The organism is Shinella sp. Sh6 (assembly GCF_055392685.1).
In genome coordinates this window covers 2,654,622-2,680,075 of sequence record NZ_AP044005.1, presented here as the reverse complement: position 1 = coordinate 2,680,075, position 25,454 = coordinate 2,654,622, and the positions used below count along the sequence as shown (strand labels likewise).

Annotated in this window: 22 protein-coding genes, 1 tRNA gene, 1 pseudogene, 1 CRISPR repeat array and 1 riboswitch; of the genes and pseudogenes, 17 read left to right on the top strand and 7 right to left on the bottom strand. The window is 62.4% G+C overall.

Annotated features, from left to right (window positions below; translation table 11 throughout):
• Nucleotides 1-65: 65 nt before the first annotated feature.
• Complete coding sequence (locus ACZ5TO_RS12850) at nt 66-647, bottom strand: DUF1134 domain-containing protein (protein ID WP_184144134.1); 582 nt, start codon at nt 645-647, stop codon at nt 66-68.
• Nucleotides 648-865: 218 nt separating this feature from the next.
• Here ACZ5TO_RS12850 and chpT point away from each other — a divergent pair, with 218 nt between their 5' ends.
• Nucleotides 866-1,519, top strand: coding sequence for a histidine phosphotransferase ChpT (gene chpT / locus ACZ5TO_RS12845; protein WP_464798363.1), 654 nt, complete (start codon nt 866-868; stop codon nt 1,517-1,519).
• A 116-nt stretch (nt 1,520-1,635) separates the two neighbouring features.
• Nucleotides 1,636-1,998, top strand: a complete 363-nt coding sequence (locus ACZ5TO_RS12840; RefSeq protein WP_184144138.1) for a response regulator — start codon at nt 1,636-1,638, stop codon at nt 1,996-1,998.
• A gap of 237 nt (nt 1,999-2,235) precedes the next feature.
• Here ACZ5TO_RS12840 and ctrA read toward each other — a convergent pair whose 3' ends face one another.
• Complete coding sequence (gene ctrA, locus ACZ5TO_RS12835; protein ID WP_184144140.1) at nt 2,236-2,937, bottom strand: response regulator transcription factor CtrA; 702 nt, start codon at nt 2,935-2,937, stop codon at nt 2,236-2,238.
• 481 nt (nt 2,938-3,418) lie between these two features.
• Here ctrA and ACZ5TO_RS12830 point away from each other — a divergent pair, with 481 nt between their 5' ends.
• Nucleotides 3,419-3,769, top strand: coding sequence for a flagellar export protein FliJ (locus ACZ5TO_RS12830; RefSeq protein ID WP_184144142.1), 351 nt, complete (start codon nt 3,419-3,421; stop codon nt 3,767-3,769).
• Nucleotides 3,770-3,847: 78 nt separating this feature from the next.
• On the opposite strand, the gene ACZ5TO_RS12825 is transcribed toward ACZ5TO_RS12830, so the two are convergent.
• Nucleotides 3,848-4,129 carry a GNAT family N-acetyltransferase gene (locus ACZ5TO_RS12825; RefSeq protein WP_464798362.1) on the bottom strand — a complete coding sequence of 94 codons (282 nt, stop codon included), beginning with the start codon at nt 4,127-4,129 and terminating at the stop codon, nt 3,848-3,850.
• A 162-nt stretch (nt 4,130-4,291) separates the two neighbouring features.
• Entirely contained in the window at nt 4,292-4,567 is a 276-nt protein-coding gene (gene sciP / locus ACZ5TO_RS12820; RefSeq protein WP_023515011.1) for a CtrA inhibitor SciP, read from the bottom strand.
• Between the two features lie 524 nt (nt 4,568-5,091).
• On the opposite strand from sciP, the gene ACZ5TO_RS12815 reads away from it, so the two are divergent.
• The 3 genes from ACZ5TO_RS12815 to ACZ5TO_RS12805 all read left to right on the top strand — a co-directional run bounded on the left by ACZ5TO_RS12815 (nt 5,092) and on the right by ACZ5TO_RS12805 (nt 7,431).
• Complete coding sequence (locus ACZ5TO_RS12815; protein ID WP_464798361.1) at nt 5,092-5,841, top strand: helix-turn-helix transcriptional regulator; 750 nt, start codon at nt 5,092-5,094, stop codon at nt 5,839-5,841.
• Between the two features lie 181 nt (nt 5,842-6,022).
• The gene (gene mnmA / locus ACZ5TO_RS12810) at nt 6,023-7,219 is read left to right on the top strand and encodes a tRNA 2-thiouridine(34) synthase MnmA (protein WP_464798360.1); all 1,197 of its coding nucleotides are present in this window, start codon (nt 6,023-6,025) and stop codon (nt 7,217-7,219) included.
• Between the two features lie 135 nt (nt 7,220-7,354).
• Nucleotides 7,355-7,431: transfer RNA gene (locus tag ACZ5TO_RS12805), tRNA-Met, on the top strand.
• A 98-nt stretch (nt 7,432-7,529) separates the two neighbouring features.
• On the opposite strand, the gene ACZ5TO_RS12800 is transcribed toward ACZ5TO_RS12805, so the two are convergent.
• Nucleotides 7,530-7,805: a hypothetical protein gene (locus ACZ5TO_RS12800; RefSeq protein WP_464798359.1), complete on the bottom strand. Its 276-nt coding sequence runs from the start codon at nt 7,803-7,805 to the stop codon at nt 7,530-7,532.
• Between the two features lie 310 nt (nt 7,806-8,115).
• Here ACZ5TO_RS12800 and ACZ5TO_RS12795 point away from each other — a divergent pair, with 310 nt between their 5' ends.
• The 9 genes from ACZ5TO_RS12795 (at nt 8,116) to cas2 (ending at nt 18,112) form a co-directional block, all read left to right on the top strand.
• Nucleotides 8,116-8,349, top strand: coding sequence for a hypothetical protein (locus ACZ5TO_RS12795; RefSeq protein WP_464798358.1), 234 nt, complete (start codon nt 8,116-8,118; stop codon nt 8,347-8,349).
• 849 nt (nt 8,350-9,198) lie between these two features.
• Nucleotides 9,199-9,942: an AraC family transcriptional regulator gene (locus tag ACZ5TO_RS12790; protein WP_464798357.1), complete on the top strand. Its 744-nt coding sequence runs from the start codon at nt 9,199-9,201 to the stop codon at nt 9,940-9,942.
• 260 nt (nt 9,943-10,202) lie between these two features.
• Nucleotides 10,203-12,443 carry a CRISPR-associated helicase Cas3' gene (gene cas3 / locus ACZ5TO_RS12785; RefSeq protein ID WP_464798356.1) on the top strand — a complete coding sequence of 747 codons (2,241 nt, stop codon included), beginning with the start codon at nt 10,203-10,205 and terminating at the stop codon, nt 12,441-12,443.
• 290 nt (nt 12,444-12,733) lie between these two features.
• Nucleotides 12,734-13,402, top strand: a complete 669-nt coding sequence (cas5c, locus tag ACZ5TO_RS12780) for a type I-C CRISPR-associated protein Cas5c (RefSeq protein ID WP_464798355.1) — start codon at nt 12,734-12,736, stop codon at nt 13,400-13,402.
• Nucleotides 13,399-15,159 carry a type I-C CRISPR-associated protein Cas8c/Csd1 gene (gene cas8c / locus ACZ5TO_RS12775; RefSeq protein WP_464800390.1) on the top strand — a complete coding sequence of 587 codons (1,761 nt, stop codon included), beginning with the start codon at nt 13,399-13,401 and terminating at the stop codon, nt 15,157-15,159. The genes cas5c and cas8c overlap by 4 nt, the downstream gene beginning before the upstream one ends.
• Nucleotides 15,156-16,106 carry a type I-C CRISPR-associated protein Cas7/Csd2 gene (gene cas7c / locus ACZ5TO_RS12770; RefSeq protein ID WP_464798354.1) on the top strand — a complete coding sequence of 317 codons (951 nt, stop codon included), beginning with the start codon at nt 15,156-15,158 and terminating at the stop codon, nt 16,104-16,106. Before cas8c ends, cas7c begins: the two co-directional genes overlap by 4 nt.
• A 3-nt stretch (nt 16,107-16,109) precedes the next feature.
• Nucleotides 16,110-16,781: a CRISPR-associated protein Cas4 gene (gene cas4 / locus ACZ5TO_RS12765; RefSeq protein WP_464798353.1), complete on the top strand. Its 672-nt coding sequence runs from the start codon at nt 16,110-16,112 to the stop codon at nt 16,779-16,781.
• A complete protein-coding gene (gene cas1c / locus ACZ5TO_RS12760) occupies nt 16,778-17,812 on the top strand; it encodes a type I-C CRISPR-associated endonuclease Cas1c (protein WP_464798352.1) in 1,035 nt (344 codons plus the stop codon). The genes cas4 and cas1c overlap by 4 nt, the downstream gene beginning before the upstream one ends.
• 9 nt (nt 17,813-17,821) lie before the next feature.
• Nucleotides 17,822-18,112 (top strand): CRISPR-associated endonuclease Cas2, encoded by a 291-nt coding sequence (gene cas2, locus ACZ5TO_RS12755; RefSeq protein WP_464798351.1) that lies wholly within the window; start codon nt 17,822-17,824, stop codon nt 18,110-18,112.
• Between the two features lie 216 nt (nt 18,113-18,328).
• Nucleotides 18,329-20,358: a CRISPR direct-repeat array (repeat unit 32 nt; unit sequence GTCGCCTCCCTCGCGGAGGCGTGGATCGAAAC).
• Between the two features lie 203 nt (nt 20,359-20,561).
• Here cas2 and ACZ5TO_RS12750 read toward each other — a convergent pair.
• Together ACZ5TO_RS12750 and ACZ5TO_RS12745 are read right to left on the bottom strand one after the other, a co-directional pair.
• A pseudogene (locus ACZ5TO_RS12750) lies at nt 20,562-20,777 on the bottom strand (hypothetical protein); the annotation flags it as partial.
• The gene (locus ACZ5TO_RS12745; protein WP_184140593.1) at nt 20,774-21,124 is read right to left on the bottom strand and encodes an IS1 family transposase; all 351 of its coding nucleotides are present in this window, start codon (nt 21,122-21,124) and stop codon (nt 20,774-20,776) included. The pseudogene ACZ5TO_RS12750 and the gene ACZ5TO_RS12745, both read right to left, overlap by 4 nt.
• A 320-nt stretch (nt 21,125-21,444) precedes the next feature.
• Here ACZ5TO_RS12745 and ctaD point away from each other — a divergent pair, with 320 nt between their 5' ends.
• Together ctaD and ACZ5TO_RS12735 are read left to right on the top strand one after the other, a co-directional pair.
• A complete protein-coding gene (gene ctaD, locus ACZ5TO_RS12740; protein ID WP_464798350.1) occupies nt 21,445-23,040 on the top strand; it encodes a cytochrome c oxidase subunit I in 1,596 nt (531 codons plus the stop codon).
• Between the two features lie 100 nt (nt 23,041-23,140).
• Nucleotides 23,141-23,347: riboswitch (cobalamin riboswitch) on the top strand.
• 167 nt (nt 23,348-23,514) lie between these two features.
• Nucleotides 23,515-25,431 carry a TonB-dependent receptor plug domain-containing protein gene (locus ACZ5TO_RS12735; RefSeq protein ID WP_464798349.1) on the top strand — a complete coding sequence of 639 codons (1,917 nt, stop codon included), beginning with the start codon at nt 23,515-23,517 and terminating at the stop codon, nt 25,429-25,431.
• Nucleotides 25,432-25,454: the final 23 nt, after the last annotated feature.

Here is a 25,454-nt window from a genome sequence, read left to right as displayed (position 1 = left end):
GCCTGTGCGAATTCGGCACGCGGTTAATGGACGGGCGGGGCCGGCCGTTCATTCGCCTTTGAGGATCAGAAGGGGTTCCAGGTCGGCTGGCGCGTCAGCTTGAGGTAGCCGGCATTGATGCCGATGCGGGCGCCGATGCCGGTGCGGATCGGCACGAGCACGATGTCGCGGTTGACATGGACCTGCATGCCGAAGCCGGCGATGACATAGGCCGAGCCCGAGACGCCGCCGAAACGGTCGTAGAGGGCGTTCACGTCCGGCAGGTTGTAGACGAGCATCATGGTGCGGCTGCCCTGTCCGCCCCAGTCGAGGCCGAGCGAAGGGCCCTGCCAGAAGACGGGATGCTGGCCGGCATTCTTGGTGTTGAGCGTGCCTTCGCCGTAGGTCAGGCCCGCGAGAAAGGCGCCCGAGCCCTCCTGGCCGAGGATATAGCCGTTCGGCAGGCCGTAGGATTCGAAGGCGCGCTCGACGAGCTTGGCAAGCCCGCCCGAGGTCTCGCCGAAGAAGCCGTGGCCGGCATCGATGATCTCCTGCAGGGAATATTGGCCGTTGTTCTGCTGTGCGCTCGCCGGCGCGGCCAGAAGGAGCGCCAGAAATGCCGCAATCGCGAGCCTGACTGTCGCCGTGACCAGATTTGAAACACTCATGTCCCGTTCGCCTTCCCTGTGTTCGGCCTCCGTTCCATGAGCCAATTTGACCTTAGGGTCTTAACAATCGGTTTACCAAATGTGGTGTCATTATGGCTGTCTTCAAATCGGGCACGCCTCGCGCAATCGTGGCGTGCTATGCGTCGCGCGGAATGTATCCGCGTGCGCCTTCACTAGGCGTCCCGCGATGAATGAATGCGTGGATCTGGGAGAATTTTATGGCGAAAAATCCGAACCTTACGCTCACGGGTCCCGACCTGGCGGCGCTGCTTTGCAGCCGTGTCTGCCATGACGTCATCTCGCCCGTCGGCGCGATCAACAACGGGCTGGAACTGCTCGACGAGGGCGGCGCGGACACCGAGGCGATGGACCTCATCCGCACCAGCGCGCTCAACGCCTCCGTCCGGCTGAAGTTCGCCCGCCTCGCCTTCGGCGCTTCGGGCTCCGTCGGCGCCTCGATCGATACGGGCGAGGCGGAAAAGGCCGCGCGCGACTTCGCCGCCGCCGAAAAGAAGACGGAAATCACCTGGACGGGCCCACGCGCCATCGTCGCGAAGAACCGGGTCAAGCTGCTGCTCAACCTGTTCCTCATCGCCTACGGCGCCATTCCGCGCGGCGGCTCCATCGACGTGACGCTGGAAAACCCGGAATTCGACGCGGTCTTCAAGCTCGCCGTGAAGGGCCGCATGCTGCGCGTGCCGCCGAAGTTCACGGAAATCCTCTCCGGCACGCCGGAAGAGGCGGTCGACGCCCATTCCATCCAGCCCTACTACACGGTGCTGCTTGCCGACGAGGCGGGCATGGAGCTGGACGTTTCGGCAAGCCCCGAGGAAATCGTCTTCTCGGCCCGCACGGTTCCGGCCTCCGAATGATTCCGGCTGGCGGCCGTGGACGTTAACCATGGCCGCTAACGCTTTGTTTGCCAGGCGTCGGTAGAGTTGGTCCCGTATCGTTCCCGCTTTTCGAGCGGGAGACCTAGGAGCAGCTCATGCAGCGGTTGATGATCGCCGACGGTTCCGATGTCGTCCGGAAGGTCGGCAAGCGTATTCTTTCCGGTTTCGATTTCCTCGTGCTCGAGGCGTCGAGTTCGCTCGAGGCGCTGGTGCGCTGCGAGGCGGAGCTGCCCAATATCCTCATCGTCGATTCCACCATGGATGGCGCGCTCGAGCTGATCGGCAACGTGCGCAACCTGCCACAGGGCAAGTCCGTGCGCATCTACTACTGCGTGGTCGAGGCGGACCTGAAGAAGATGATGATGGGCAAGCGCGCCGGGGCGGACGATTTCCTGCTCAAGCCCTTCGACCGCAAGATCCTCACCCAGGTCTTCGGCAACCTGTCGATCGCCGCCTGAGGCAGGACGAGGGCGGCCCGCGCCGTACTCCCCGGGCGGGCAAAACCCGCGAATCCCTCTTTCGTCATGGTCGGGCTTGACCCGACCATTCATCGCCGTTGCGGAAAGTGGATCCTCGGGTCAAGCGCGAGGATGACGACGGTGTGCGTATGTGCGCGGAGGATGACTGACGTTTAACCGCCCAAAAGAAAACCCGCCGGCAAGCGGCGGGTCGAATTCTTGAGCGGGGCAGGGGGATCAGGCGCTTTCGGCGTAGTCGCCGCCGTCGGGTTCGCGCAGCACGTAGCCGCGGCCCCAGACCGTCTCGATATAGTTCGCGCCGCCGGCGGCGTTGGCCAGCTTCTTGCGCAGCTTGCAGATGAAGACGTCGATGATCTTCAGTTCCGGCTCGTCCATGCCGCCGTAGAGGTGGTTCAGGAACATTTCCTTGGTGAGCGTCGTGCCCTTGCGCAGCGAGAGCAGCTCGAGCATCTGGTATTCCTTGCCCGTCAGGTGGACGCGCTGGCCGCCGACTTCGACCGTCTTGGCGTCGAGGTTGACGATGAGCTCGCCCGTGGCGATGACCGACTGGGCATGGCCCTTGGAACGGCGCACGATGGCGTGGATGCGGGCGACGAGCTCGTCCTTGTGGAAGGGCTTCGTCATGTAGTCGTCGGCGCCGAAGCCGAGGCCGCGCACCTTGTCCTCGATGCCGGCCATGCCGGAGAGGATCAGGATCGGCGTCTTGACCTTGGACAGGCGCAGCGTGCGCAGGACTTCGTAACCCGACATGTCGGGCAGGTTGAGATCGAGCAGGATGATATCGTAATCATACAACTTGCCCAGATCGACACCTTCCTCGCCGAGGTCGGTGGTATATACATTGAAGCTTTCGGACTTCAGCATCAATTCGATGCTCTGCGCCGTCGCGCTGTCGTCCTCAATGAGTAGAACCCGCATATCTGTCCCCTTTTCCGCCGCTCAAGGTACCTGGCCCCCTACGCGATACGGATCCAGTCGTTGCCTGATTTGGAGGCTGCCACGAAATGGTTAACAAATCCTGATTCACTTTGGCAAGGTGTATCGATCTGTTAATTATTGTAGGCAGACTCCTGATTTCATACATGAATCGGAAATGTGTCTCTTAATCTTTCACATTAAGGAACGCAGCTAACCGACTCTTTCGACTCATCAATGCAGCCACCCTGTTTTTTGTGAACTGCATTTACCGAGCCTTAAATCATCCTCCCTATGATTAACGATGCCCGTAAACGAAAGGTTACCAGCGGTAGGATTTCATTAATCTCGCTGAATTTTTTTGAAAGATCCGGCCGTGTTTGCCGGATTGCGGGCGGAAATGCCGGCTTGCGGCGTGCGGTGGATGCCGCGCACGCAGGCTGATTTGAATGCCGGGGTCTCGCTATCCACGGGAGTATTGCGTATGAAGTCGCGTGAGAGCCTAGTTCGCCTGAAGGAATTTCAGGTGAAAGACAAGAGACGGCAACTGGCCCAGCTCCAGCTTATGATGTCCGAATTCGAACGGATGTCGAAGGAGCTGGAAAGCCAGATCGCCATCGAGGAAAAGAAGTCGGGGATCACCGATCCCAACCACTTCGCCTATCCGACCTTTGCCAAGGCGGCGCGCCAGCGCTCCGACAATCTCCAGGTCTCGATCCGGGAGCTGAAGGTGCAGCAGGATGCGGCGGAACTGGCGCTGGAAGAGGCGGAGGCGGAATTCGCCAAGGCTTCGGCGCTGGAAGAGCGCGACAACGCGGTGCGCATGCGCGCCTGACCCGACAAAGGTTCTGGAGGACCCTCGCGAGCGGCCGGAAGACCGCTCACGAGGGCTCTTCGCGTTTGTCGCGGCCTCTTAAAGATTGACGACGTCCTGCCAGTCCTTGTGGCGCATGGCCTGCGCGCGGAAGAAGGGGCAGAGCGGCATGATCTTCCAGCCGCCCTTGCGCGCCTCGTCCACCGCATGGGCAGCGAGCGCCTGGCCGACGCCCTTGCCGCGCAGCGCATCCGGCACGCCGGTATGGTCGACGATGATCAGGTGAGGGGAGGAGCGGGAATAGGTCACTTCCGCCTCGTGCCCCTCGATGACGGTGGAGTAGCGCCCCTTGGCGCCGTTTTCCTCATGCCGGATGTCCATGCGATGCTCCTCGCTTCGTTGCGTCGGAGCCATCCTTTCCCCTCGCAGCCGATCCCGCAAGCCGCAGGGCGGTGAACGCTGTGTTCCCGCCGGACATTGTCCCAAATACAACTGCGGCCGCGCAAGGCGCGGCCGCAGGGTCTTGAACGAAAGGGAAAAAGCCTAGTGGCGGTACTGCTGGATGCGCGTGGTGCGCAGGCCGGCAAGGCCGTGGTCGTTGATGGAGGACTGCCAGGACAGGAATTCTTCGACCGTCAGCGTATAACGCTCGCAGGCTTCCTCGAGGCTGAGAAGCCCGCCACGCACGGCAGCGACGACTTCGGCCTTCCGGCGAATCACCCAGCGCCGCGTGTTGGCCGGCGGCAGATCGGCGATCGTCAGGGGGCTGCCATCGGGGCCGATGACGTATTTAACGCGGGGTCGTATCAGATCGGTCATTGGACTCTCTACATAAACTCAAGACCATATGAGCGGACTGTAGCCCGCCACATTTAAGATTTGCCTAAGCGCACGCTAACAATTTTCTAATCTTTTGAGCGGCTTCGCCTGTACTGTCACAGGGCGCAAGCCCCTGCTTTCCGTTACGTAGGGCTGTTTGCCGCCACTCCCCGAACGCAGGACAGGCCTGCAAATATTTCATTTCCATTTTATTCAAATACTGCTAATACGCGCCAAAATTTGGAGGCGGCATCGGGTCGATGCTACCGGAAACCTCCAGGAAGCATCCACATGAAGACTAGGGCGCCGCGCGCGAAGACGTGCGAGGAGCGCCGTAGCATTGGGAATTTGCCGGGCCGCAATCCACGCGATCGAGGCCGGCGGAGCGCCGCAAGCCGTTTGCCTTCGGGGCACGGCTCTCGCGGCGTTTCCGACATCACCCGTGGGACGGGTGCTCCCAAGAAATTTCCGGACCGAGAATGCACACGAGCCCGGCGTTCGCGCCGGCTGCTGGAAAACGGAAAATGAGAGATCCAGACAACATGCTCCTGCAGCAGGGTTGGTCGCCGGAAATCCTGTCCTCGGCCAATCTCGAAACCGTGCAGACCGAATACGAGGTGCTGCACCTCATGCGCCAGTGCGCCAACCATTTCCGCTTCAGCCATTTCCTGGTGGCGCGCTATCCGGCGAACGAGCAGCAGCGGTTTGCCGAGCGCCTGATGGTCAGCAACTGGCCGGCCGAGCTGGTGCGCAAGTATGACGCGATGAACCTCTTCCACATCAGCCGGCTGGCGGTGGAGACCGGCATGACCAAGCTGCCGGTGCAGGGCGACAGCGCGCTCTTTTCGCCCGCCGACTGGGAAAGCGGCCAGTCGGGCGAGGCGATCGCGCTTGCCGAGATGCACGGGCTTACCGCCTCCACGGCCTTCCTCCTGCACTCCACCACCTCCGATCCCTATCTCATGGTGTTTTCCGGCAAGCGCCTGCCGCTCGCCCGCCCGGAGCTGACGGAGCTCCATTTCTCCGCGCTCCAGCTTTTCGAATGTCTCGAAAAGACCTTCGCCGCGGCGACGGCGAGCCGGGAAAAGCTCTCCACCCGCGAGGTCGAATGCCTGCGCTGGGCGGCGGCCGGCAAGAGCAGCGACGAGATCGCCATCATCCTCGGCATCTCGGTCTATACGGTGAGCAGCTACTTCAAGAGCGCCACGCGCAAGCTGCAGGCCGTCAACCGCATGCAGGCGATCGCCGTCGCGCTGCGCCTCCGGCTCATCTGAGGGTCCGGCGCGACGCGCCTGCGGGCGCCCGGCTTCTCTTGCTCTCGGGGCGGCAAGTTTCTATATGTCGCCCCGAAGGCGCTCCACAGGCAACGGGACGCCGCAACGGCCGGTTTCGGCCCCAATTGACAGGTGCCTGCACTCCAGCCCTGCGGCGAGGCGGCACCGGAACGGACCTCGCGTGAACAGTCTCGATTTCGATCGCAAGCCGGAAGATACGCGCGTCGTCGTCGCCATGTCGGGCGGCGTCGACAGCTCCGTCGTGGCCGGCATCCTCAAACGCGAAGGCTACGACGTCCTCGGCATCACCCTGCAGCTCTACGACCACGGCGCGGCCGTGCACCGCGCCGGCTCGTGCTGCGCGGGCCAGGACATCGACGATGCGCGCCGCGTCTGCGAGACGCTCGGCATCCCGCACTACGTTCTCGACTACGAGAAGCGCTTCCGCGAGACGGTGATCAATCCCTTCGCCGAGAGCTATGTCGCGGGCGAGACGCCGATCCCCTGCGTTGCCTGCAACCAGACGGTCAAGTTCGCCGATCTCCTTGCGACCGCCAAGGATCTCGGCGCCGATGCGCTGGCGACGGGCCATTACATCCGCTCGCGCCCGAACCCGGTGCCGGGCGCGCCGCATCGCCGCGCGCTTTACCGGCCGGTCGATGCCGAGCGCGACCAGAGCTATTTCCTCTTCGCCACCACGCAGGAGCAGATCGATTATCTGCGCTTTCCGCTCGGCCATCTCTCCAAGGCCGAGACCCGGGCGCTTGCCGAGGAGATGGGCCTCGTCGTCGCCAAGAAGGCGGACAGCCAGGACATCTGCTTCGTGCCGCAGGGCAAGTATTCCGACATCGTCAACAAGCTGAAGCCGAATGCGGCGCTGGCCGGCGAGATCGTCCATATCGACGGGCGCGTGCTTGGCCGCCACGAGGGCATCCTGCACTATACGATCGGCCAGCGCCGCGGCATCGGCATCGCGACGGGCGAGCCGCTCTATGTCGTCTATCTCGACGCCCGCTCGCGCCGCGTCATCGTCGGCCCCAGGCAAGCGCTGGAAACGCGCCGGCTCTACCTGCGCGACATCAACTGGCTCGGCGACGGCGAGCTTGCGGCGGTCGCCGCCGGCGGCTTCGATTGCTTCGCGAAGGTCCGCTCCACCCGCCCGCCGCGCCCGGCGCGCCTTGCGGCCAGCGAGGGCGGCATCTACGTGGAGCTTGCCGAGGGCGAGCCCGGCGTCGCGCCCGGCCAGGCCTGCGCCCTCTATTCCGGCGAAGGCGAGGACGCGCGCATCTACGGCGGCGGCTTCATCCTGCGCTCCGAGCGCGAGGCCGCGGCCGAGGACGCGCTGAAGCGCATCCTTTCCACCCCCGCGGCGGCCTGAGGCGCCCCGCCCGGCAAGGCCTTTGCGGATAAGGCGATTTTTCCTGCGAACGTCGCTTGACACCCGCGGGAACAGCACCTTATAAGCCGCGCACCGGACGGAAACGGGTGATCGTTCTCGATCGTCCCTTCGGGCGGCGGAGTAGCTCAGTAGGTTAGAGCAGAGGAATCATAATCCTTGTGTCGGGGGTTCGAATCCCTCCTCCGCTACCATCTTCCCCCCAACGAATGTAGCGTGACACGAATTTTCGGAATTTTAACACGCAAAACCGGAATAATCACTTTTTGCTCGAAGTGGCTTTGAAGGCGAATCAAGACGGTTTCGAAGACCTTTTCCGCACCGCCGCCCAATAGCGGTATGCTGCTGATTGAGACGGCGTACGGTTGCGGCCGAACTGACGCCGGCAATCTCTCAGAAGGTCTTTCATCGGTACGAGCCCGAAATTCTTCGCGAGGAAGATTGCAACTTCTGGGTTGCGATCTATGACGGACCTTCGACCGGTGATGAACTGCTGAATCGTGAGCCTGCTCTCTTGCAGTTCCTTCCTACATTCGAGCAATGCCGCGTAGTCTGCAAGTGGGATCATGACGACTTCCACACCGGATACGACGCGGCGAGCCGGTCGATCAGCCGTCCTCACTTTCCTTTACCCTCGCAATGAACTGCGTCACGCCGCTCTCGGTTCTTCTCAGAAGCCGCGCGATCGTGCCATGCGTAAATCCGAACCGAATATACCGCGCCGCAAGGAATTCTCTGTCCAAAGGCACTCGGATGTAGGTACCCGCGAGAGCCTTAGAGAGAATGCTTGAATATAATCACATGAGCCTTGCGTTGATTGAGGGAGCCGATGACGAAGTAAATATTCTTTCGGTATGCACCTGACCCACAAGCTTATCATGACGAAGCTGGTCGAGGTTTCCGGCGCGGCCATGGACGAAGCAAACGCGCTGAACCCGCGAAGCCAGGCATGCAGAACGCTCGACTTCCGCAAAAGCATGATCGCTCATGGCCTCGCGAAGGGTGCGACACCGACCGATCTTTCGCAGGCGCTCAATCTCAGGAAGGCGTCTGCAGAGCGTATCATCGCCCGCCTGAAAGGACCGGAGGCGGAGGGCCGAAAGGCCGTCTGATCATCTGCGATCCGGGAAGGGCGTGATTGAAGGCCGCGCCCTTTTTCATGTCGATTTTGGCTGGCGCATTCGTCATTCACAGCACCGCCGCCTCAAGCCATCTTCAAACCAGTTTCGATGCCCGTTCGAAGGTAGCTTGTCATGCGTAACCTCGTCCAAGAAGCGCTCGCTTTAGTTGCAGACCCGAAAGTCACGTCGCCGTGGCTCCTCTACTTCTCCGCCTCGCCAACGCTGCCCAGGGCGACTATGCAAAGGCGTGGCAGATGCTCCCCGACCGCTTGCCGAAGGCCGTCCGCTGCCCCACGATGCATGAGTGTGCCGCCGTCCTCGCGATCCATCGTTTGGCGTAGGCCATGGCCCGCATCTCATTTGGCTTCGCGAGCCGCTTTAGCGAGCGATCTGGCCGGGTTTTTGCAAACCCATGACGCCTCTTTGAGTAGGGCTGCGGTGCAGGTTTGACGCGCTCTTTCGATGGTTTATTTCTCGACGCGTGCAGGATTCCGGGATTGTCAAACTTCGAATTGCCATCGCGGCTGCCTGCCCCCAAATGGAGGCCCCGTCGCCGTCGCGTCTGAAAGGCAAAACACCTTTCTTACCAAGGATTTAAAGACGCGAGACCTGCATTTGAAGGCGATTTTGAAGAGGGTCGGCAATTCCCGCAGGATTGGCATAAATAGATCGAAATCAGCCAATCGAAGTGTCAAAAACCGTTCGCCCGTTAACGCACGAACGGTTCTGCTAAGAACCTTGTTTCATTATCGAAAACCGCGAGAACCCAGATAATATCGGTTAATCTCGTAATTCCGGTATTCTCTGTCACACAACACCGGCTGTCTACGAAGCCTCGCTTTGTCTGATCACCCAGGGGGCAAACCTGTATCACTGGGCGAGCACTACGACGCCTCGCGCTATCTGCTCGTCTCGGTCGATCTGCCGCTGGTCGGTGATGTGATAGAAGCAAGCCCGGGCATACCGTATTTCTGCTGCAAGATCGATCTCGATCTGGCGTCGCTCGCCGACCTCCTGGTCGACGAATGCGGCAAGGCACCTCGGCACGATCTTTCAGTTTTGGCGGTCTATCCGGGCGATCCTGACCTGATCGATGCCGCCTGTCGGCTGGTCGGGCTGCTTGATCGCCTCCATGACATCGCCGTGCTCGCGCCGCTGGCCGAGCGCGATATCCTCTATCGGCTGCTCACCGGGCCGCACGGGCCTCTGCCGCGCCACATGGCGTCCGCCGACAGCCGACTGAACCAGACAACCGCGCCATCGCCACGATCCGCAAGGGGTTTTCAGACCCAGCTGAGGATCGACGAGATCGCGGTCTCGGCGGGCATGAGCCCCTCGTCGCTTCACCAGCATTTCAAGGCGATCACGCGGATGACCCCGCTCGAGTATCAGAAGCAGCTGCGTCTGCAGGAAGCGCGGCGCCTGATGCTGGCGGGCGGCGTGAGCGCCGGGTTGGCCGGATTTGCCGTTGGCTATGACAGCCCGTCACAATTCAGCCGCGAGTATCGCCGCCTGTTCGGCGCGCCGCCGCGCCAGGATATCGCCCGGCTCCAGGCCGCTCAAGACTACGTCGGAGCGGTCTGAGGGGTGTGTCGGAGCGACGGCTTGGCGCCTTCCAGCCGAACGTCCAACGGCATATCGGCGGCCACTCATGCAGTCGTCGAAGTGAATTATTTTTGTGTTCTGTGCTGCTCGCGTGCATCCTAACCCCTCGCCACACCGCTCAATCCTAGGTCGTATCCGAAATCGAAAACGCAATGCCACGCCGGTGCTAATGAGCACAATCCATCGATGCATTGCCGGCCCGATCTATGTCGTGCATTCTACACCTATGGGGGGAGAGCATGAGCTATTATGCACATTCTGGTCGAGGGTCGGACAAATCCGACTGGCAGCTTCTGAAGGAGCATCTGTTCGCCGTTGCGCGACTGGCGGGATACAGGGCGCGTCCTTTCGGCCTTGAATGGGCGGCCTTTGTTGCGGGGCTTTTCCACGATCTCGGAAAGTATACCCAGCCTTTTCAGCGACGCCTGGAAGGTGCGAAGGAGGCGGTCGATCACTCTACGGCCGGTGCTCAGGTCTTGCGTGATCTGACGAAGGGGAGCGATGCCGTCATGGCCCAGATCATCGGTTATTGCATCCTCGGGCATCATGCGGGCTTGCCCGACCGGCTGGATGGACCTGGAACCTTCGACCATCGCATGAAACAGCTGCTGGCGATCGATCCGGTCTGGATGGAGGAGTTGAAGGCTGAGGTTTCAGGGCTGGTTCCCGACATGATCCAGCGTTTCCCGGCTGACAAGGCCGGGCATGCTTTCTCCTTGGCTTTCATGGGGCGGATGCTGTTCTCGGCGCTGGTCGACGCGGATTTTTTGGACACCGAAAGGTTTTACGAGGCGCTCGGCGAGAAGGTGGCGGACCGAGACTGGCCGGCTTTGTCCGCCGTGATCGGTGAGTTCGTCGCACGCTTTGATGCCCATATGGCCTCATTTTCGGGGCGGGACGGTGCATTGAACCAGCTGCGCCGCGACGTGCTGACCCATGTGCGCGCCGGGGCGGAGAGGGAACCGGGCCTTTTCACCCTCACCGTGCCGACCGGCGGCGGCAAGACCCTGGCCTCTCTCGGTTTCGCGCTGGATCACGCCCGCCGGCATGGTCATCGCCGGATCATCTATTCCATTCCGTTCACCAGTATCATCGATCAGACAGCAGAGATTTTCCGCTTCGTTCTGGGCGAGGACAATGTCCTCGAACATCATTCCGCCATCGAGGAAGAGGCCTTCGATCGCAACAGTCGCGAGCGCAAGGACAAGCTGAAGCTTGCCATGGAGGACTGGGCAGCCCCTGTCGTCGTCACGACGACGGTCCAGCTTTTTGAAAGCCTGTTCACGGCCCGCCCTTCGCGCGCCCGCAAGCTGCACAATATTGCCGGTTCGATCATCATTCTCGATGAAGCGCAAACCTTGCCGAGGGCCCTGTTGATGCCGATCATGCGGGCGCTGGAAGAGCTGGCGCGCAGCTATGGCTGCACCGTCGTGCTCTGCACGGCGACGCAGCCGGCGCTTGGCAGGCGGCCCGAACTGCCGGGCGGGCTGCCGCTGGAAGGCCGCGAGCTTGCGCCCGATCCGGCCGGACTGGCAACAAAGCTGGCACGCACCCGCATCGTCCATGCGGGCGAGATGGACAATGCGGCGCTGCTCGACGCCTTGGCACCGCACGATCAGGCTCTGGTCATCGTCAACAGCCGGCGCCATGCGCTGGAACTCTACCGGCAGGCTGAGGAGGCCGGGCTGGCGGGGCTCATCCATCTCAGCACCCGGCAATATGCTGGGCACCGGCGGCGTATTCTGGCCGACGTGAGAGAGCGGCTCAAGGACGGGCGGCCTTGTCGCCTGATCGCGACAAGCCTGATCGAGGCCGGCGTCGATGTCGATTTTCCCGTCGCCTGGCGGGCGGAGGCAGGGCTGGACCAGATCATCCAGGCGGCGGGCCGGGTCAACAGGGAAGGCCGACGCGGCCGCGACGACAGCATCGTCACGGTGTTCAAGCCGCCAGACTACCGCCCGCCCGCCGAAATCCGCGGGCTGATCGGCGACATGCAGCGGATCATCGGCAATCATGCCGACCTGACCTCGCTTGCCGCCGTGGAGGATTATTTCGGCGAGGTCTACTGGCGCATGGGCGAGGGCATGGACGCGAAGAAAATCCTCGGCCGCTTCGAGCTCAGCAACCGCACCGGCTGCCATTTCGACTATCGCACGGTGGGCCAGAATTTCCGCCTCATAGAAAGCGGGCTGGCGCCGGTGATCGTGGCACTGGATGAAGATGCACGGAAAGCCGTCGATGATCTGGGGATAGAGAATATCCCCTCTGGATTGCTGGCGAGAAGATTGCAATCCTCAGTGGTTCAGGTGCCGCCGAAGGCGAGAACGCTGTTGATCGAAAATGGTCATGTCGCCTTTGTCGCGCCGCAATGGAGGGGGGGCCAGTTTGCGGTTCTGCGGACGAACAGTCTGTATCGACAGGATGTTGGAATGCTTTGGGAGGATGCCGGTTATCTTGGCGTGGAGGATATGATTTTCTAGCTAAAGAGTACAGGAATATGCGGCGTTGACGGAGCTTAATTAGTCATTTATGATTTTCCTAGTGATGAGGGGAGGTCGTATGCTTAAGTGTCGTCTTCCACGTTGGCTCGAGCCTTTGCTTGAGGTGAGCTCTGATTTTGCGGATCATATTCCGGCAGATTTGAGTCTCGTTGGTCGCCTGATGGCGCGGATAGAAATCTGTAATCTTTAGCGCACTGAAATACTTACCCGCTTTGCTGCGGGTGAGTATCGCACGCATTTTTAAGTGACTTCTTCTGGGGAGGGCGTGAATGACCTACGGAATTCGCCTGAAAGTCTGGGGCGACTATGCCTGCTTCACACGTCCCGAGATGAAGGTCGAACGTGTCTCCTACGACGTGATGACGCCCTCCGCCGCGCGGGGCCTGCTGGAGGCAATCCACTGGAAGCCGGCCATTCGCTGGGTGATCGAAGCGATCCATGTGCTGGAGCCCATCTGTTTCCAGTCAATCCGGCGCAATGAGGTCGGCCACAAGGCGCCGGCGGGCAAGATCAGGTCGGCGATGAAGCGCGGCGATCTCGAAGGGCTGAACCTGCTGGTGGACGAGGACCGCCAGCAGCGCGCCGCGACCGTGCTGGTAAAGCCGGCCTATATTATCGAGGCGCATTTCGAACTGACGAAGAATGCCGGCCCCGATGACAACGAGGGCAAGCATCTCGATATTTTCAACCGCCGTGCCGCCAGGGGGCAGTGCTTCCACCAGCCCTGTCTCGGTACGCGGGAATTTACCGCGCATTTCGAACTGGTGCCACCCGAGACGGCGCTGCCGCCAGCGATTGCCGAGAGCCGCGACCTCGGCTTCATGCTTTTCGACATCGATCATGCCGCGGCCGGGCGTCCCTCGCTGTTCTTCCGCGCCGCGCTCGACAACGGCGTGGTGCGGGTTCCGCCGCCGCAATCCCCGGAGATTCGACGATGACGATCCTTTCCTCCCTTGCCAATGCCTATGAGCGCCTGCCGAATGCGCCGCCGTTCGGCTATTCGTCGGAAAAGATCGGCGTCGTCGTCGGGCTGAACGAAGACGGCACTGTCGCGAGCGTCACGGACTGGCGCGAGGGCGAAGGCCGGAAAGCGCGGCCCCGCGCGATGCTGGTGCCGCAGCCGGTGAAGCGTACGGCAGGCATCGCGCCGAACTTTCTCTGGGACAAGACCTCCTATGTGCTTGGCATGACTGCGGGCGAGGGGCGGCGCACGGCGGACGAACATCTGGCATTCGTGGACCGGCATATCGAAGAGATCGGCGACAGTGACGACCCCGGCTTGCGCGCCTTTGCGTTGTTTTTGAAAAACTGGTCGCCGGAACAATTCAACGCGCCGCCTTGGCAGGACGAGATGAAGGACCAGAACGTGGTCTTCGCCCTGGAGAGCGACCGCCGGGCGCACCTTTTCCTTCACGACCGTCCGGCAGCCAAATCGCTATGGGAGCGTCTATCGTCACAGGAAAGCGGCGAACCGCAAATCTGCCTCGTTCGTGGAGAGCCTGGCGCGGTCGCACGCCTTCATCCGTCGATCAAGGGTGTCTGGGGCGCGCAATCCTCCGGAGCGGCGCTGGTCTCCTTCAATCTCGATGCTTTCACCTCCTATGACCACGAGCAGGGCGACAATGCCCCCGTCTCCGAAGCTGCCGCCTTCGCCTACACGACGGCGCTCAACCGTTTTCTGGAAAAGGACAGCGGCCATCGCATCCAGATCGGCGACGCCTCGACGGTGTTCTGGGCGGATGCGTCGAAGCTTGCGGACGTGGACGATGCCGAGGCGATGTTTCCGGCCTTCTTCGACGCGGCAGAGGACATGCAGCAGGAGGAAAAGACCGGCACGAAGCGCATTCACGAGCGGCTTGAACAGATCCGCAAGGGAATTCCGCTGGAGGAGGTGGAACCCGATCTCGGCGATGTGCAGTTCTATGTCCTGGGCCTTGCGCCGAATGCCGCCCGGCTCTCCATCCGCTTCTTCTATTCCGGCAGCTTCGGCGAGCTGACGCGGCACTACCAAGAATTCGTTGCCGATATGCGGATCGAGCCGCCGCCGCACAATCCGTTCCCCCCGCTCTGGCGCTATCTTCGCGAAACCGCCGTTCTCGGCAAAAGCGAGAACATCACGCCGAACCTTGCCGGCGAGTGGATGCGCTCGATCCTGTCGGGCACTTACTACCCCCTGACGCTCCTGTCGTCGGTGCTGACCCGCATCCGCGCCGATGGCGAGATCAACGCCTTGCGCGCCGGCATTCTCAAGGCGCTGCTTGTTCGCAATTTCAAAAGGGAGAAGACACCCGTGGCGTTCGACCCGAAAAATGACAACAAGGGCTACCTGCTGGGGCGGCTGTTTGCCGTCTATGAGCATATCCAGACCGCCGCGCTCGGCGCGAAGGTCAATGCCACGATCAAGGACAAGTTCTACGGCTCGGCGTCTGCCCAGCCGCGCAAGGTCTTCCATCTTCTCGAAAGCGGCTCCGCCAATCACCTGTCCAAGGTCGGCAAGCAGAAGCCTGGCTACAAGGTGGTCCTCGAAAAGCAGGTCGGCGCCATCATGGACCTGATGAGCCCCGGCGACGATCCGTTCCCCACCTCGCTTTCCGCCGCGGACCAGGCGCTTTTCGGCCTCGGTTATTATCATCAACGAAACGAATTTTTCAAAAAGCCGGCTGAAGCCATTGCTCCCGAGGAGATCGACGCATGACCACGATTGCTAATCGCTATGATTTCGTGCTGATCTTCGAGGTCGTCAACGGCAACCCCAATGGCGATCCGGATGCGGGCAACCTGCCGCGGCTCGATCCTGAGACCAACAGGGGGTTGGTGACCGATGTCAGCCTCAAGCGCAAGATCCGCAACTATGTCGATCTGGCCCGTCACGGCGAGGACGGTTTCCACATCTATGTCGAGGAGGGCGCCATCCTCAACGACAAGCACCGCCAGGCCTATCGCGCCATCCGCAAGGACGATCCCAAGGTTGACAAGGATGCCAAGCTGAACCCCAAGGACGACGCCGAAGCGAAGGCGGTGACGGCCTTCATGTGCGACAACTTCTTCGATGTGCGCACCTTCGGCGCGGTCATGTCGACGGGGGTGAATGCCGGGCAGGTGAAAGGGCCGGTGCAGCTGACCTTCGCCCGCTCCGTCGAGCCGATCCTGCCGCTCGAAATCTCCATCACGCGCATGGCCGCCACCAACGAGGCGGAAAAGAAGCAGAAGGCCGAGGGCGACGATTCCAGCGACCGCACCGACAATCGCACCATGGGGCGCAAGCATATCGTTCCCTACGGGCTCTATGTCGCGCATGGCTTCATCTCGGCCAAATTTGCGGAACGCACGGGGTTTTCGGAAAGCGACCTCGCCTTGCTGTTCGAAGCGCTCGGCACCATGTTCGAGCATGACCGTTCCGCCGCGCGCGGTGAAATGGCGACGCGCAAGCTGATCGTATTCAAGCATGGCAACGCGCTCGGCAACGCCCCCGCGCACGCCCTGTTCGACCGGATCCGGATCGGCCGCAATGTCGAGGGCGAGTTTCGCGTCATCGATCAGCGGCTGGACAACCTGCCGCCGGCGCGGGCCTTCTCGGACTATATCGTCGCCATCGATCGCGACAATCTGCCTGACGGCGTGGAGATTTTGGAGCTGCTTTGAGCCATGGCGACGGGGGCGGACGATGACGGCAAGGGTGCCGGGGAGCCCATTCCGCTCTCCGCCCTGCAGCACGCGGTCTATTGTCTGCGCCAGGCCGCGCTCATTCATCTTGAGCGGCTCTGGGCCGACAACCGGTTTACGGCGGAAGGCAAAGTGCTGCACACCGTGGCCGACAAAGGCGGGTCGCGCAAGGTCAGAGGGCTTCGCCGCGTCATGTCGTTGCCCGTTGCATCCCGCCGCCTCAACATTTCGGGTATTGCCGATGTCGTGGAGTTCCTGCCGGATGGGGAGGGAGAAGCCGCCTTTCCCATCGAGTACAAGCGCGGCAAGCCGAAACTGCACCGTGCCGACGAAGTGCAGCTTTGCGCACAGGCGCTCTGTCTTGAGGAAATGACCGGGAGGCCGGTGCCGGAAGGTGCCCTGTTCTATGCCGAAACGAAGCGTCGTCTTGCAGTGTCCTTCGATACCGCGTTGCGCCGGCAGACGGAGGATGTGATTGGCGAACTGGCGGATATTCTTGCCTCCGGCAGGACGCCGCCGCCGACCGCGAAGCGGGAGCGCTGTCGGGCTTGCTCGCTTCTGGGGCTTTGCCAGCCCGATATCGTCGCGCGACCCGTGCGGGCATGGCGGTCGCGCATGGTGGAGCGGACGCTTACGGCGGAGCCACCTCCATGAAGAAGATGCTCAACACGATTTACGTGACGACCGAAGGAGCCGCTTTACGCAAGGACGGTGAAAACCTTGTCGCCGACGTGGACAACGCGGAGAAAAGCCGTGTTCCCCTGCATATGTTGTCCGCCGTGGTCGTCTTCGGGGCCGTGTTCGTCTCGCCGCCTCTCATGGCTGCGCTTGCGGCTGCCGGTATCACGCTGACCTTTCTCGATCGCAACGGCCACTTCCAGGCCAGGATGGAGGGGCCGGTCAGCGGCAACATCTTGTTGCGCCGTGCCCAGTATCGCCTGTGCGATGCGCCGGAGGACATCGTGCGATCGATTGTCATCGGCAAGGTGGCGAACCAGCGCGCGGTGCTGATGCGCTCGCTCCGGGATTACGGTGAGACCTATGAGGATACCGCGCGCAACGCCATCGGCATCGTCACGGATCGTCTCGCGCATATTCTGCGGCGGGTCGAGCGGGCCGACGATACGTTAGAGAAGATGCGTGGTTCGGAGGGGGAGGCGGCCAATCTCTACTTCTCCGTCTTCGACCACTTGATCCGTTCGCCCGATCCGGAAATGCGCTGGCGGGGGCGCTCCCGCCGCCCGCCCCTGGATGCGGTCAACGCTCTTTTGTCTTTTCTCTATACGTTACTCACGCATGACTGCCGCTCGGCGCTGGAAAGCGTGGGGCTCGATCCGGCAGCGGGCTTCCTGCACCGGGACAGGCCGGGACGTCCCAGCTTGGCGCTCGATCTCATGGAGGAGATGCGTCCGGTGCTGGCCGATCGGCTGGCGCTCTCCCTCATCAACCGAAGGCAATTGCGTGCACGGGATTTCACCGTGCAGGATGGTGGCGCCGTCCTGATGCAGGAGGATGCGCGCAAAACCGTGCTGACCGCCTGGCAGGAGCGCAAGCGGGAGGAACGCATCCATCCATTCCTGGAAGAAAAAGCGCCGTTCGGCCTCGTTCCCTATCTGCAGGCACAGATGCTGGCACGCCATCTGCGCGGTGATCTCGATGCCTATCCCCCCTGGTTCTGGAAGTGAGGGTGCCTCATGCTCGTTCTTGTGACCTATGATGTGCGCACGAGCGAGGGCAATGGCGCAGCACGTTTGCGGGCCGTCGCAAAGGCCTGCCGTGACTACGGCCAGCGCGTCCAGTTCTCCGTCTTCGAAATCGAGGTGGACCCGGCGCAGTGGACGAAGCTCAAGGCGCGTTTGGAAGGCATTATCCGCCCTGAGATCGACAGTCTGCGCTACTATTATCTCGGCGCCAACTGGCACAGGCGCGTGGAACATGTGGGCGCAAAGCCCGCCTCCGACCTGAACGGCATCTTGATCATCTGAGCCGGTTTCCTCGTGGCAACGGGTTGTGTCCATCATGGTGCGAATCCGAAGCGTGCCGCGAAAATACGCTTGGTTCGCACTGAACGTAGATCTTTGAAATTGTGAAAGAACTCCAGCTTGCAGGCATTGCCGATGCGGCAACCGCGCCGATGCTCCCTCTCATCCGCACTGATCCACCTTTTTCCACTAACAAAATCCATGTTTTATACCGAGGCCGTCGCCTCCCTCGCGGAGGCGTGGATCGAAACCAGTTACTCAGCACTGAGCCCGAACTGGTCCATAGTCGCCTCCCTCGCGGAGGCGTGGATCGAAACCCGCACATGGCGGCAGATGGGCACCCGGATTACCGTCGCCTCCCTCGCGGAGGCGTGGATCGAAACACCGAATCGTACCAATGGAGCTGGCACGTCACCGAGTCGCCTCCCTCGCGGAGGCGTGGATCGAAACCACCACCGGAGCGCTCGATACGCCCTCGGACAGCTGTCGCCTCCCTCGCGGAGGCGTGGATCGAAACCCACATGACGAGGAAATGAACCCCCTGCCCGAAGCGTCGCCTCCCTCGCGGAGGCGTGGATCGAAACATCGACAACCTGGCTCGTGCAATCCGTCATACCGGTCGCCTCCCTCGCGGAGGCGTGGATCGAAACACGCCATAGAGGTAGGCAGGGGCGGCGAAAAGCGCGGTCGCCTCCCTCGCGGAGGCGTGGATCGAAACTCTGGAGGCAGGTCAATGGCGTGGTCCATCCGCTGTCGCCTCCCTCGCGGAGGCGTGGATCGAAACTCTGGAGGCAGGTCAATGGCGTGGTCCATCCGCTGTCGCCTCCCTCGCGGAGGCGTGGATCGAAACTTCCGACGTGTCGAAGATCGACGGGCATGGCAGGCTGTCGCCTCCCTCGCGGAGGCGTGGATCGAAACGGTTTCGAGGATGCAGACCGCGTCTTCGCCATGGAGGTCGTCTCCCTCGCGGAGGCGTGGATCGAAACACGTCGGTCGGTTTCATGGTTCGCGGTGAGCAGGTCGCCTCCCTCGCGGAGGCGTGGATCGAAACAGCAGACGGGTCGATGCCTGGGTGAGCTTGTCGGGTCGCCTCCCTCGCGGAGGCGTGGATCGAAACGTCTATCAGAACGTGGCTTGGATTGGACCTTTTGCGTCGCCTCCCTCGCGGAGGCGTGGATCGAAACTTGTATTCGGCGTGAAGGTCCACGTCCATCTGGGTCGCCTCCCTCGCGGAGGCGTGGATCGAAACTCAAAGACGGAGAGCACGCGGCGCTGCTCGGCCTGTCGCCTCCCTCGCGGAGGCGTGGATCGAAACTCTCTTCGGCGGCTGGCTAACCGCATGGAGAAGGGTCGCCTCCCTCGCGGAGGCGTGGATCGAAACGACACCATGACGGCTTGGGCCGGCGCTCGCGACACGGTCGCCTCCCTCGCGGAGGCGTGGATCGAAACGGCTATCTCTCGCGCATCGTTGAAATCGCGGTCGTCGCCTCCCTCGCGGAGGCGTGGATCGAAACACCGGATGGCGGGTGGCCTTGACCCTGTGCCGCTCGTCGCCTCCCTCGCGGAGGCGTGGATCGAAACGTGCCCGGCCGTTCCTTCCCGACCCCATACGGCAGGTCGCCTCCCTCGCGGAGGCGTGGATCGAAACAACAAGGGCACGGCGCGTGTCGGAAACCTGCGCGCGTCGCCTCCCTCGCGGAGGCGTGGATCGAAACGGTTTACCGCAGCGGCTGACCAGACCGGGGCGCTCGTCGCCTCCCTCGCGGAGGCGTGGATCGAAACTCCCAGCCGGGCGGAACCACATACGAGGTCTTTTGTCGCCTCCCTCGCGGAGGCGTGGATCGAAACTGACGGCAAAGGCGCGGGTGACAACACTGGCTCTTGGTCGCCTCCCTCGCGGAGGCGTGGATCGAAACCACCGCATCCTTAATCGCCTGCCCCAGTCGTGCGGGTCGCCTCCCTCGCGGAGGCGTGGATCGAAACCCGTAAAAAACGCCTTGGCAAGACTTTGATTGCCGTCGCCTCCCTCGCGGAGGCGTGGATCGAAACTATGCCGTCTTTCCTATGGTATGCATGGCGACAACGTCGCCTCCCTCGCGGAGGCGTGGATCGAAACAACGACGGACAATGCCGCGACGAAGCAAATCCAAGTCGCCTCCCTCGCGGAGGCGTGGATCGAAACCCGTCAAGGCGCGCATCCGGGAGCGGACAGAGCAAGTCGCCTCCCTCGCGGAGGCGTGGATCGAAACCTTTTTTCAGGTACGCAATCCCGGCGCCTGATCGGTCGCCTCCCTCGCGGAGGGGATTGTTCATCTTGGACTCGCGAGGCGCTTTCTTGCGATGAAGATGTCGATTGTGATCTGGAGCATTTCGAGTGACTTGGAGGCCCGTTTTGTTTTCGATTGAAGCGGGCCAGCATGTCGCGGAACGAGGCGTTCGAGGACTCGATGAGATGGGTCTGCGCCTTGGTCTGCCGATGCGGCTCGGTCGCCTTGATCCGCTCGAAGGCCAGATGATAGCAGGAATTGGCGTCGGTGAAGATGGCGCCGATCTGGCCGACGGCGGCCTTGGCCAGATCGTAGATGGCGATGGCGCTGCGCACGCCCTGGTCGCCGATATGGTATGCGACGACCTGGCGGTGGCGACGGCTATAGGCCGTCCAGATCACCGCCCGCCGCTGTTTTTTTGGACATAGGTGTAGATCTCGTCCATCTCGATGACATCGGGTATCCCGGTGTCGGTCGGCTCGGCCTGGGCCAGCTTGTGCTGCAGGACCGCATGCTCCTTGCGGATCCAGTTCAGCACCGTCGCGGGCGAAGCACGAAGCACCCGGCCGATCGCCCGAATGCCCATGCTGTTCATGTACATCTCGATCGCCATGGCCTTGGTCTGGGCGCTGAATTTGGGCGGGCTGTCGGTGCTATAGCGCCCGCAGGCGCGGCATCGGTAGCGTTGATGCCCGGCCTTGCTGCCGCGCTTGATCAGATCTGTGCCGCCACAGCTTGGGCAATCCATCGTGGGCCTCCCCGCAAATCACCTCTATAACAGAATCCAAAAAGCGGTCCGGGTAAACAGTCCCCTCGCGGAGGCGTGGATAGAAACTCCGGGTGCTGGTATCCGCGCCGCTTGCCGAGGGTCGCCTCCCTCGCGGAGGCGTGGATCGGAACCCGTAGCAAAACGTGTCCGGATGGTTCCGAGCCGTTCATGTCGGCGCGGCCATTGACTGCAATTATTTTGCGCTGTTGGCGCATTTAATTCCGTTTGTGTTCCATTCATGAGGTGCACACACTTCTTTCGGTTTGCCGGCTCGGGGGGCGGCGGTGGGGAGAAACGTGATGTCACATGCAAGCGAAGCTACAACGCATCCGCGGCCGGGGTTTGCCGGCCGATGGCTGTTTTCCACCAATCACAAGGACATCGGCACGCTCTATCTGCTGCTCTCCATGCTGTCGGGCGTTCTCGGCACCGGCCTTTCCGTCGCGCTGCGCATGGAACTGCAGGAGCCTGGCATGCAGATATTCTCCGATCCGGGCGTCTTCAACGTCGTCGTCAGCGCGCACGGGCTGGTGATGATCTTCTTCGTCATCATGCCGGCGCTGATCGGCGGCTTCGGCAACTGGTTCATCCCGATCATGATCGGCGCGCCGGACATGGCCTTCCCGCGCATGAACAACGTTTCGTTCTGGCTGCTGGTCGCCTCGCTCGTCCTGTTCATCCTGTCGATGTTCGCGCCGGGCGCCACCGGCGTGAACGGCCATGGCGGCGGCTGGACGCTCTATCCGCCTTATTCGAGCGGCGGGCAGCCGGGGCCGGCGGTCGACCTCGTCATCCTGTCCATCCACCTTTCCGGCGCCTCGTCGATCCTCGGTGCGATCAACTTCATCACGACGATCCTCAACATGCGCGCGCCGGGCATGACGCTGCACAAGATGCCGCTCTTCGCCTGGGCGATGCTCGTCACCGCCTTCATGCTGCTCTTCTCGCTGCCGGTGCTGGCGGGCGCCGTCACCATGCTCCTCACCGACCGCAATTTCGGCACCACCTTCTTCGCGCCGGAAGGCGGCGGCGACCCGATCCTCTACCAGCATCTCTTCTGGTTCTTCGGCCATCCGGAAGTCTACATCATGATCCTGCCGGCCTTCGGCATCGTCAGCCATGTGATCTCGACCTTCTCGCGTAAACCGATCTTCGGCTATCTCGGCATGGCCTATGCCATGGTGGCGATCAGCGTCATCGGCTTCGTCGTGTGGGCGCACCACATGTTCACGGTCGGGCTTTCACTGGATTCGCAGCGCTATTTCGCCTTTGCCTCCATGGTCATCGCCGTGCCGACGGGCATCAAGGTCTTCTCCTGGCTTGCCACGATGTGGGGCGGCTCGATCCGTTTTGCGACGCCGATGCTGTGGGCGACCGGCTTCGTGCTGCTCTTCACCATCGGCGGCGTCACCGGCGTGGTGCTCGCCAATCCGGGCCTCGACCGCGAACTGCACGATACCTATTACGTTATCGCGCATTTCCACTATGTCCTGTCGCTCGGCGCCGCCTTTGCCATTTTCGCGGCCTGGTACTACTGGTTCCCCAAGATGAGCGGCTACTTGATGAGCGAGACGCTCGGCAAAGTGCATTTCTGGCTGACCTTCATCGGCGTCAACCTCGTCTTCTTCCCGCAGCATTTCCTCGGGCTTGCCGGCATGCCGCGCCGCTATGCGGACTATCCTGACGCCTTCGCCGGGTGGAACTTCGTCTCCTCGACGGGCTCCTACATCTCCGCCGCCGGCCTCCTCGTCTTCTTCATCGCCGTCGCGGAGGCCTTCGCGCGGAAGCGCGTGGCCGGCGACAATCCCTGGGGGGATGGGGCCACCACGCTCGAATGGTCGCTCTCCTCCCCGCCGCCCTTCCACCAGTTCACGTCGCTGCCGCTGATCAAGTAGGGGCGGCGCGCCGCCTCTTCTCTTTGCGCGCGGACAAACGGGCATCCGCAATCTGTTCGCAACCGCCCCGGGGAGATTGACGCGCCCGGTGCCCGTGACTAGGGTCCGCGCTGGAAACGGCTCCGCCCGAAAGGCGGATTAAAAGGGAACACGGTAAGGCCGATGGACGGCCGAAGCCGGGACTGCCCCCGCAACTGTGACCGTCGAGTCTTCTTCCATTTGCCACTGGCCGCATTCGGCGGCCGGGAAGGCGGAGGAAAGACGTAGAAACGGAAGTCAGGAGACCTGCCGCTCCAGTCACCCATGCCCGGTACGAGGGGTGCCGAGGCGCGGACGTCCGTAGCGGTGACACATTGTGTTGCCGTGTGCCGGGCGGACCGGGGTGGACCTTCTTTCGCTCCCAGTTCCAAGCCGGATCGCGGTTCGTAGCGAACCAGGGCGCCCACGCGCCCGCACTTGCCTTGGGGGCAGATTTTGAAGACCATCCTTATCACGACGGGCATCGTCACCCTGGCGGTGGCGGGGCTCGTCCGCACGGCCGCCGCGCAGGGCGCCGCCGCCGGCGACGACGGCGTCACGCAGCTTGAAAGCATCGTCGTCACGACGCCGCTCCGCCGCGAAACGAGCCTGGAGCGCTCGACGTCTTCCGTGACGATCGTCACCGAGGAGGAGATCCGGCGGTCCGCCGCGTCCGACCTCACCGCGCTGCTCAGGGGATATCCGGGCGTTACCATCACCTCGAACGGCGGCATGGGCGCCGATTCCACCGTCTCGCTGCGCGGCACAACGCCGGTGCAGACGCTGGTCCTCGTCAACGGCGTTCGCGCCAGCTCGGCAACGGCGGGAACCGTCAATCTCTCCGCGATCCCGCTTGCCTCGATCGAGCGCATCGAGATCGCCAAGGGCGGGCATTCGGCGCAGTACGGCGCGGATGCCATCGGCGGCATCATCAACATCGTCACCCGGCAGGGCGGCGCCTGCGCCGACGGCAGCGCGCGCTGCGGCACGGTCGCCGTGGGCATCCTTCATCCCTGGGGCGGTTACGTTTCAGGCAATGTGCAGGGGCAGAGCGAGGACGGCGTCGACTATTCCGCCGGCGCTGAGCTGTTCGGGACCGAGGGATACGACTTCACCCTGCCTTCTACATACGGGCACGAACCCGACAAGGACGGCTTCCGCCGGGGCTCGTTCACCGCCTCGCTGTCGGAGGATTTCGACTGGGGACGCCTCTATGCCGACGGGCATTATGCGCGCGGCCGCAACCAGTACGACCGCCAGCCGGCGAACGCCGTCGACACGGACAATTTTTCCGGCCGCCTCGGTGCGCGCATCGACCATTCCGACAGCTGGTCGTCCACCGTGGAGATAATGAGCGCGCTCGACTACTCCGCGAATTTCGGGCCGGGCGTCACCGGCGACACGTTCGACACGGTGCGCTACGGCCTTCTCGCCTCGACGCGGAAGACCATCGAGACGGACGAGGCGAAGCACACGCTGGTGGGCGGGGTGGAAGCCTATCGCGACACGGTAAGCGGCTCGTCCGTCTCGAATGTCAGCTATGCCACGACGGAGCGCGACCTTGCCGCCGTCTTCGGGCAATATTCGTTCGAATATGAGGGGCTGACGGTGGACAGCGGCCTGCGCTACGACCACGACGAACAGTTCGGCGGCGCCACCACCTACAATATCGGCGCGAGCTATGAATGGGTTGAGGGCTTGGTGACGCGCGCCTCCTACGCGACGGGCTTTCGCGCGCCGACCTTCAACGATCTTTATTATCCGGACCCTTACCTGTCCGGCAATCCGGACCTGAGACCGGAACGGTCACGTTCCTACGAGATAGGGCTGAACTGGTGGTTCGCGGACGAAACGAGCCTCGACATGGCGGTCTACCACACGCGGGTGAAGGACCAGATCAACTGGGCGCCGGTCGATCCGGCCAATACATTCGGCGCCTGGCATCCGGACAATGTCGAGAACGTGCAGATCACCGGCTTCGAGGCGACCCTCATGCATCGGTTCGATGCGGAATGGAGCGGCAATCTCGGCATCGACATCCGCGAGCCGCTGAACAAGAGCCCGGGCACGCACGGCAAGTATGTTTCCTACAGCGAGCGCTTCAAGGGCACGGTGGGGCTCGCCTACAAGCCGACGGCGGATTTCGAATTCTCCGCCGCCGTCCTCTATGGCGGCTCGCGCTATGCCGATGCCGCCAACACCCGGAAACTGCCGCACTACGTCACGGCGGATTTCACCGCGCTCTATGCGCTCGACGGGCAGTCGCAGTTCAAGCTTTCGGTGGCCAACATCCTCGACGAGCAGTATCAGACGAAGGAAGGTTACAGGGCTCCGGGCCGGACCGTCGATTTCAGCTTCACGCGGTCGTTCTGAAAGGGCTCGCCGTCATGATCCCT

What these genes read in the sequence shown, in the direction of transcription:
- cas8c (WP_464800390.1), top strand. Translation starts at nt 13,399, where the DNA reads ATGACGATCCTTTCCTCCCTTGCCAATGCCTATGAGCGCCTGCCGAAT.
- cas2 (WP_464798351.1), top strand. Translation starts at nt 17,822, where the DNA reads ATGCTCGTTCTTGTGACCTATGATGTGCGCACGAGCGAGGGCAATGGC.
- ACZ5TO_RS12830 (WP_184144142.1), top strand. Translation starts at nt 3,419, where the DNA reads ATGAAGTCGCGTGAGAGCCTAGTTCGCCTGAAGGAATTTCAGGTGAAA.
- cas3 (WP_464798356.1), top strand. Translation starts at nt 10,203, where the DNA reads ATGAGCTATTATGCACATTCTGGTCGAGGGTCGGACAAATCCGACTGG.
- cas1c (WP_464798352.1), top strand. Translation starts at nt 16,778, where the DNA reads ATGAAGAAGATGCTCAACACGATTTACGTGACGACCGAAGGAGCCGCT.
- ctrA (WP_184144140.1), bottom strand. Translation starts at nt 2,937, where the DNA reads ATGCGGGTTCTACTCATTGAGGACGACAGCGCGACGGCGCAGAGCATC.
- chpT (WP_464798363.1), top strand. Translation starts at nt 866, where the DNA reads ATGGCGAAAAATCCGAACCTTACGCTCACGGGTCCCGACCTGGCGGCG.
- ACZ5TO_RS12840 (WP_184144138.1), top strand. Translation starts at nt 1,636, where the DNA reads ATGCAGCGGTTGATGATCGCCGACGGTTCCGATGTCGTCCGGAAGGTC.
- ACZ5TO_RS12795 (WP_464798358.1), top strand. Translation starts at nt 8,116, where the DNA reads ATGACGAAGCTGGTCGAGGTTTCCGGCGCGGCCATGGACGAAGCAAAC.
- ACZ5TO_RS12745 (WP_184140593.1), bottom strand. Translation starts at nt 21,124, where the DNA reads ATGGATTGCCCAAGCTGTGGCGGCACAGATCTGATCAAGCGCGGCAGC.
- ACZ5TO_RS12815 (WP_464798361.1), top strand. Translation starts at nt 5,092, where the DNA reads ATGAGAGATCCAGACAACATGCTCCTGCAGCAGGGTTGGTCGCCGGAA.
- cas5c (WP_464798355.1), top strand. Translation starts at nt 12,734, where the DNA reads ATGACCTACGGAATTCGCCTGAAAGTCTGGGGCGACTATGCCTGCTTC.
- cas7c (WP_464798354.1), top strand. Translation starts at nt 15,156, where the DNA reads ATGACCACGATTGCTAATCGCTATGATTTCGTGCTGATCTTCGAGGTC.
- ctaD (WP_464798350.1), top strand. Translation starts at nt 21,445, where the DNA reads ATGTCACATGCAAGCGAAGCTACAACGCATCCGCGGCCGGGGTTTGCC.
- cas4 (WP_464798353.1), top strand. Translation starts at nt 16,110, where the DNA reads ATGGCGACGGGGGCGGACGATGACGGCAAGGGTGCCGGGGAGCCCATT.
- ACZ5TO_RS12825 (WP_464798362.1), bottom strand. Translation starts at nt 4,129, where the DNA reads ATGGACATCCGGCATGAGGAAAACGGCGCCAAGGGGCGCTACTCCACC.
- ACZ5TO_RS12850 (WP_184144134.1), bottom strand. Translation starts at nt 647, where the DNA reads ATGAGTGTTTCAAATCTGGTCACGGCGACAGTCAGGCTCGCGATTGCG.
- sciP (WP_023515011.1), bottom strand. Translation starts at nt 4,567, where the DNA reads ATGACCGATCTGATACGACCCCGCGTTAAATACGTCATCGGCCCCGAT.
- ACZ5TO_RS12800 (WP_464798359.1), bottom strand. Translation starts at nt 7,805, where the DNA reads ATGATCCCACTTGCAGACTACGCGGCATTGCTCGAATGTAGGAAGGAA.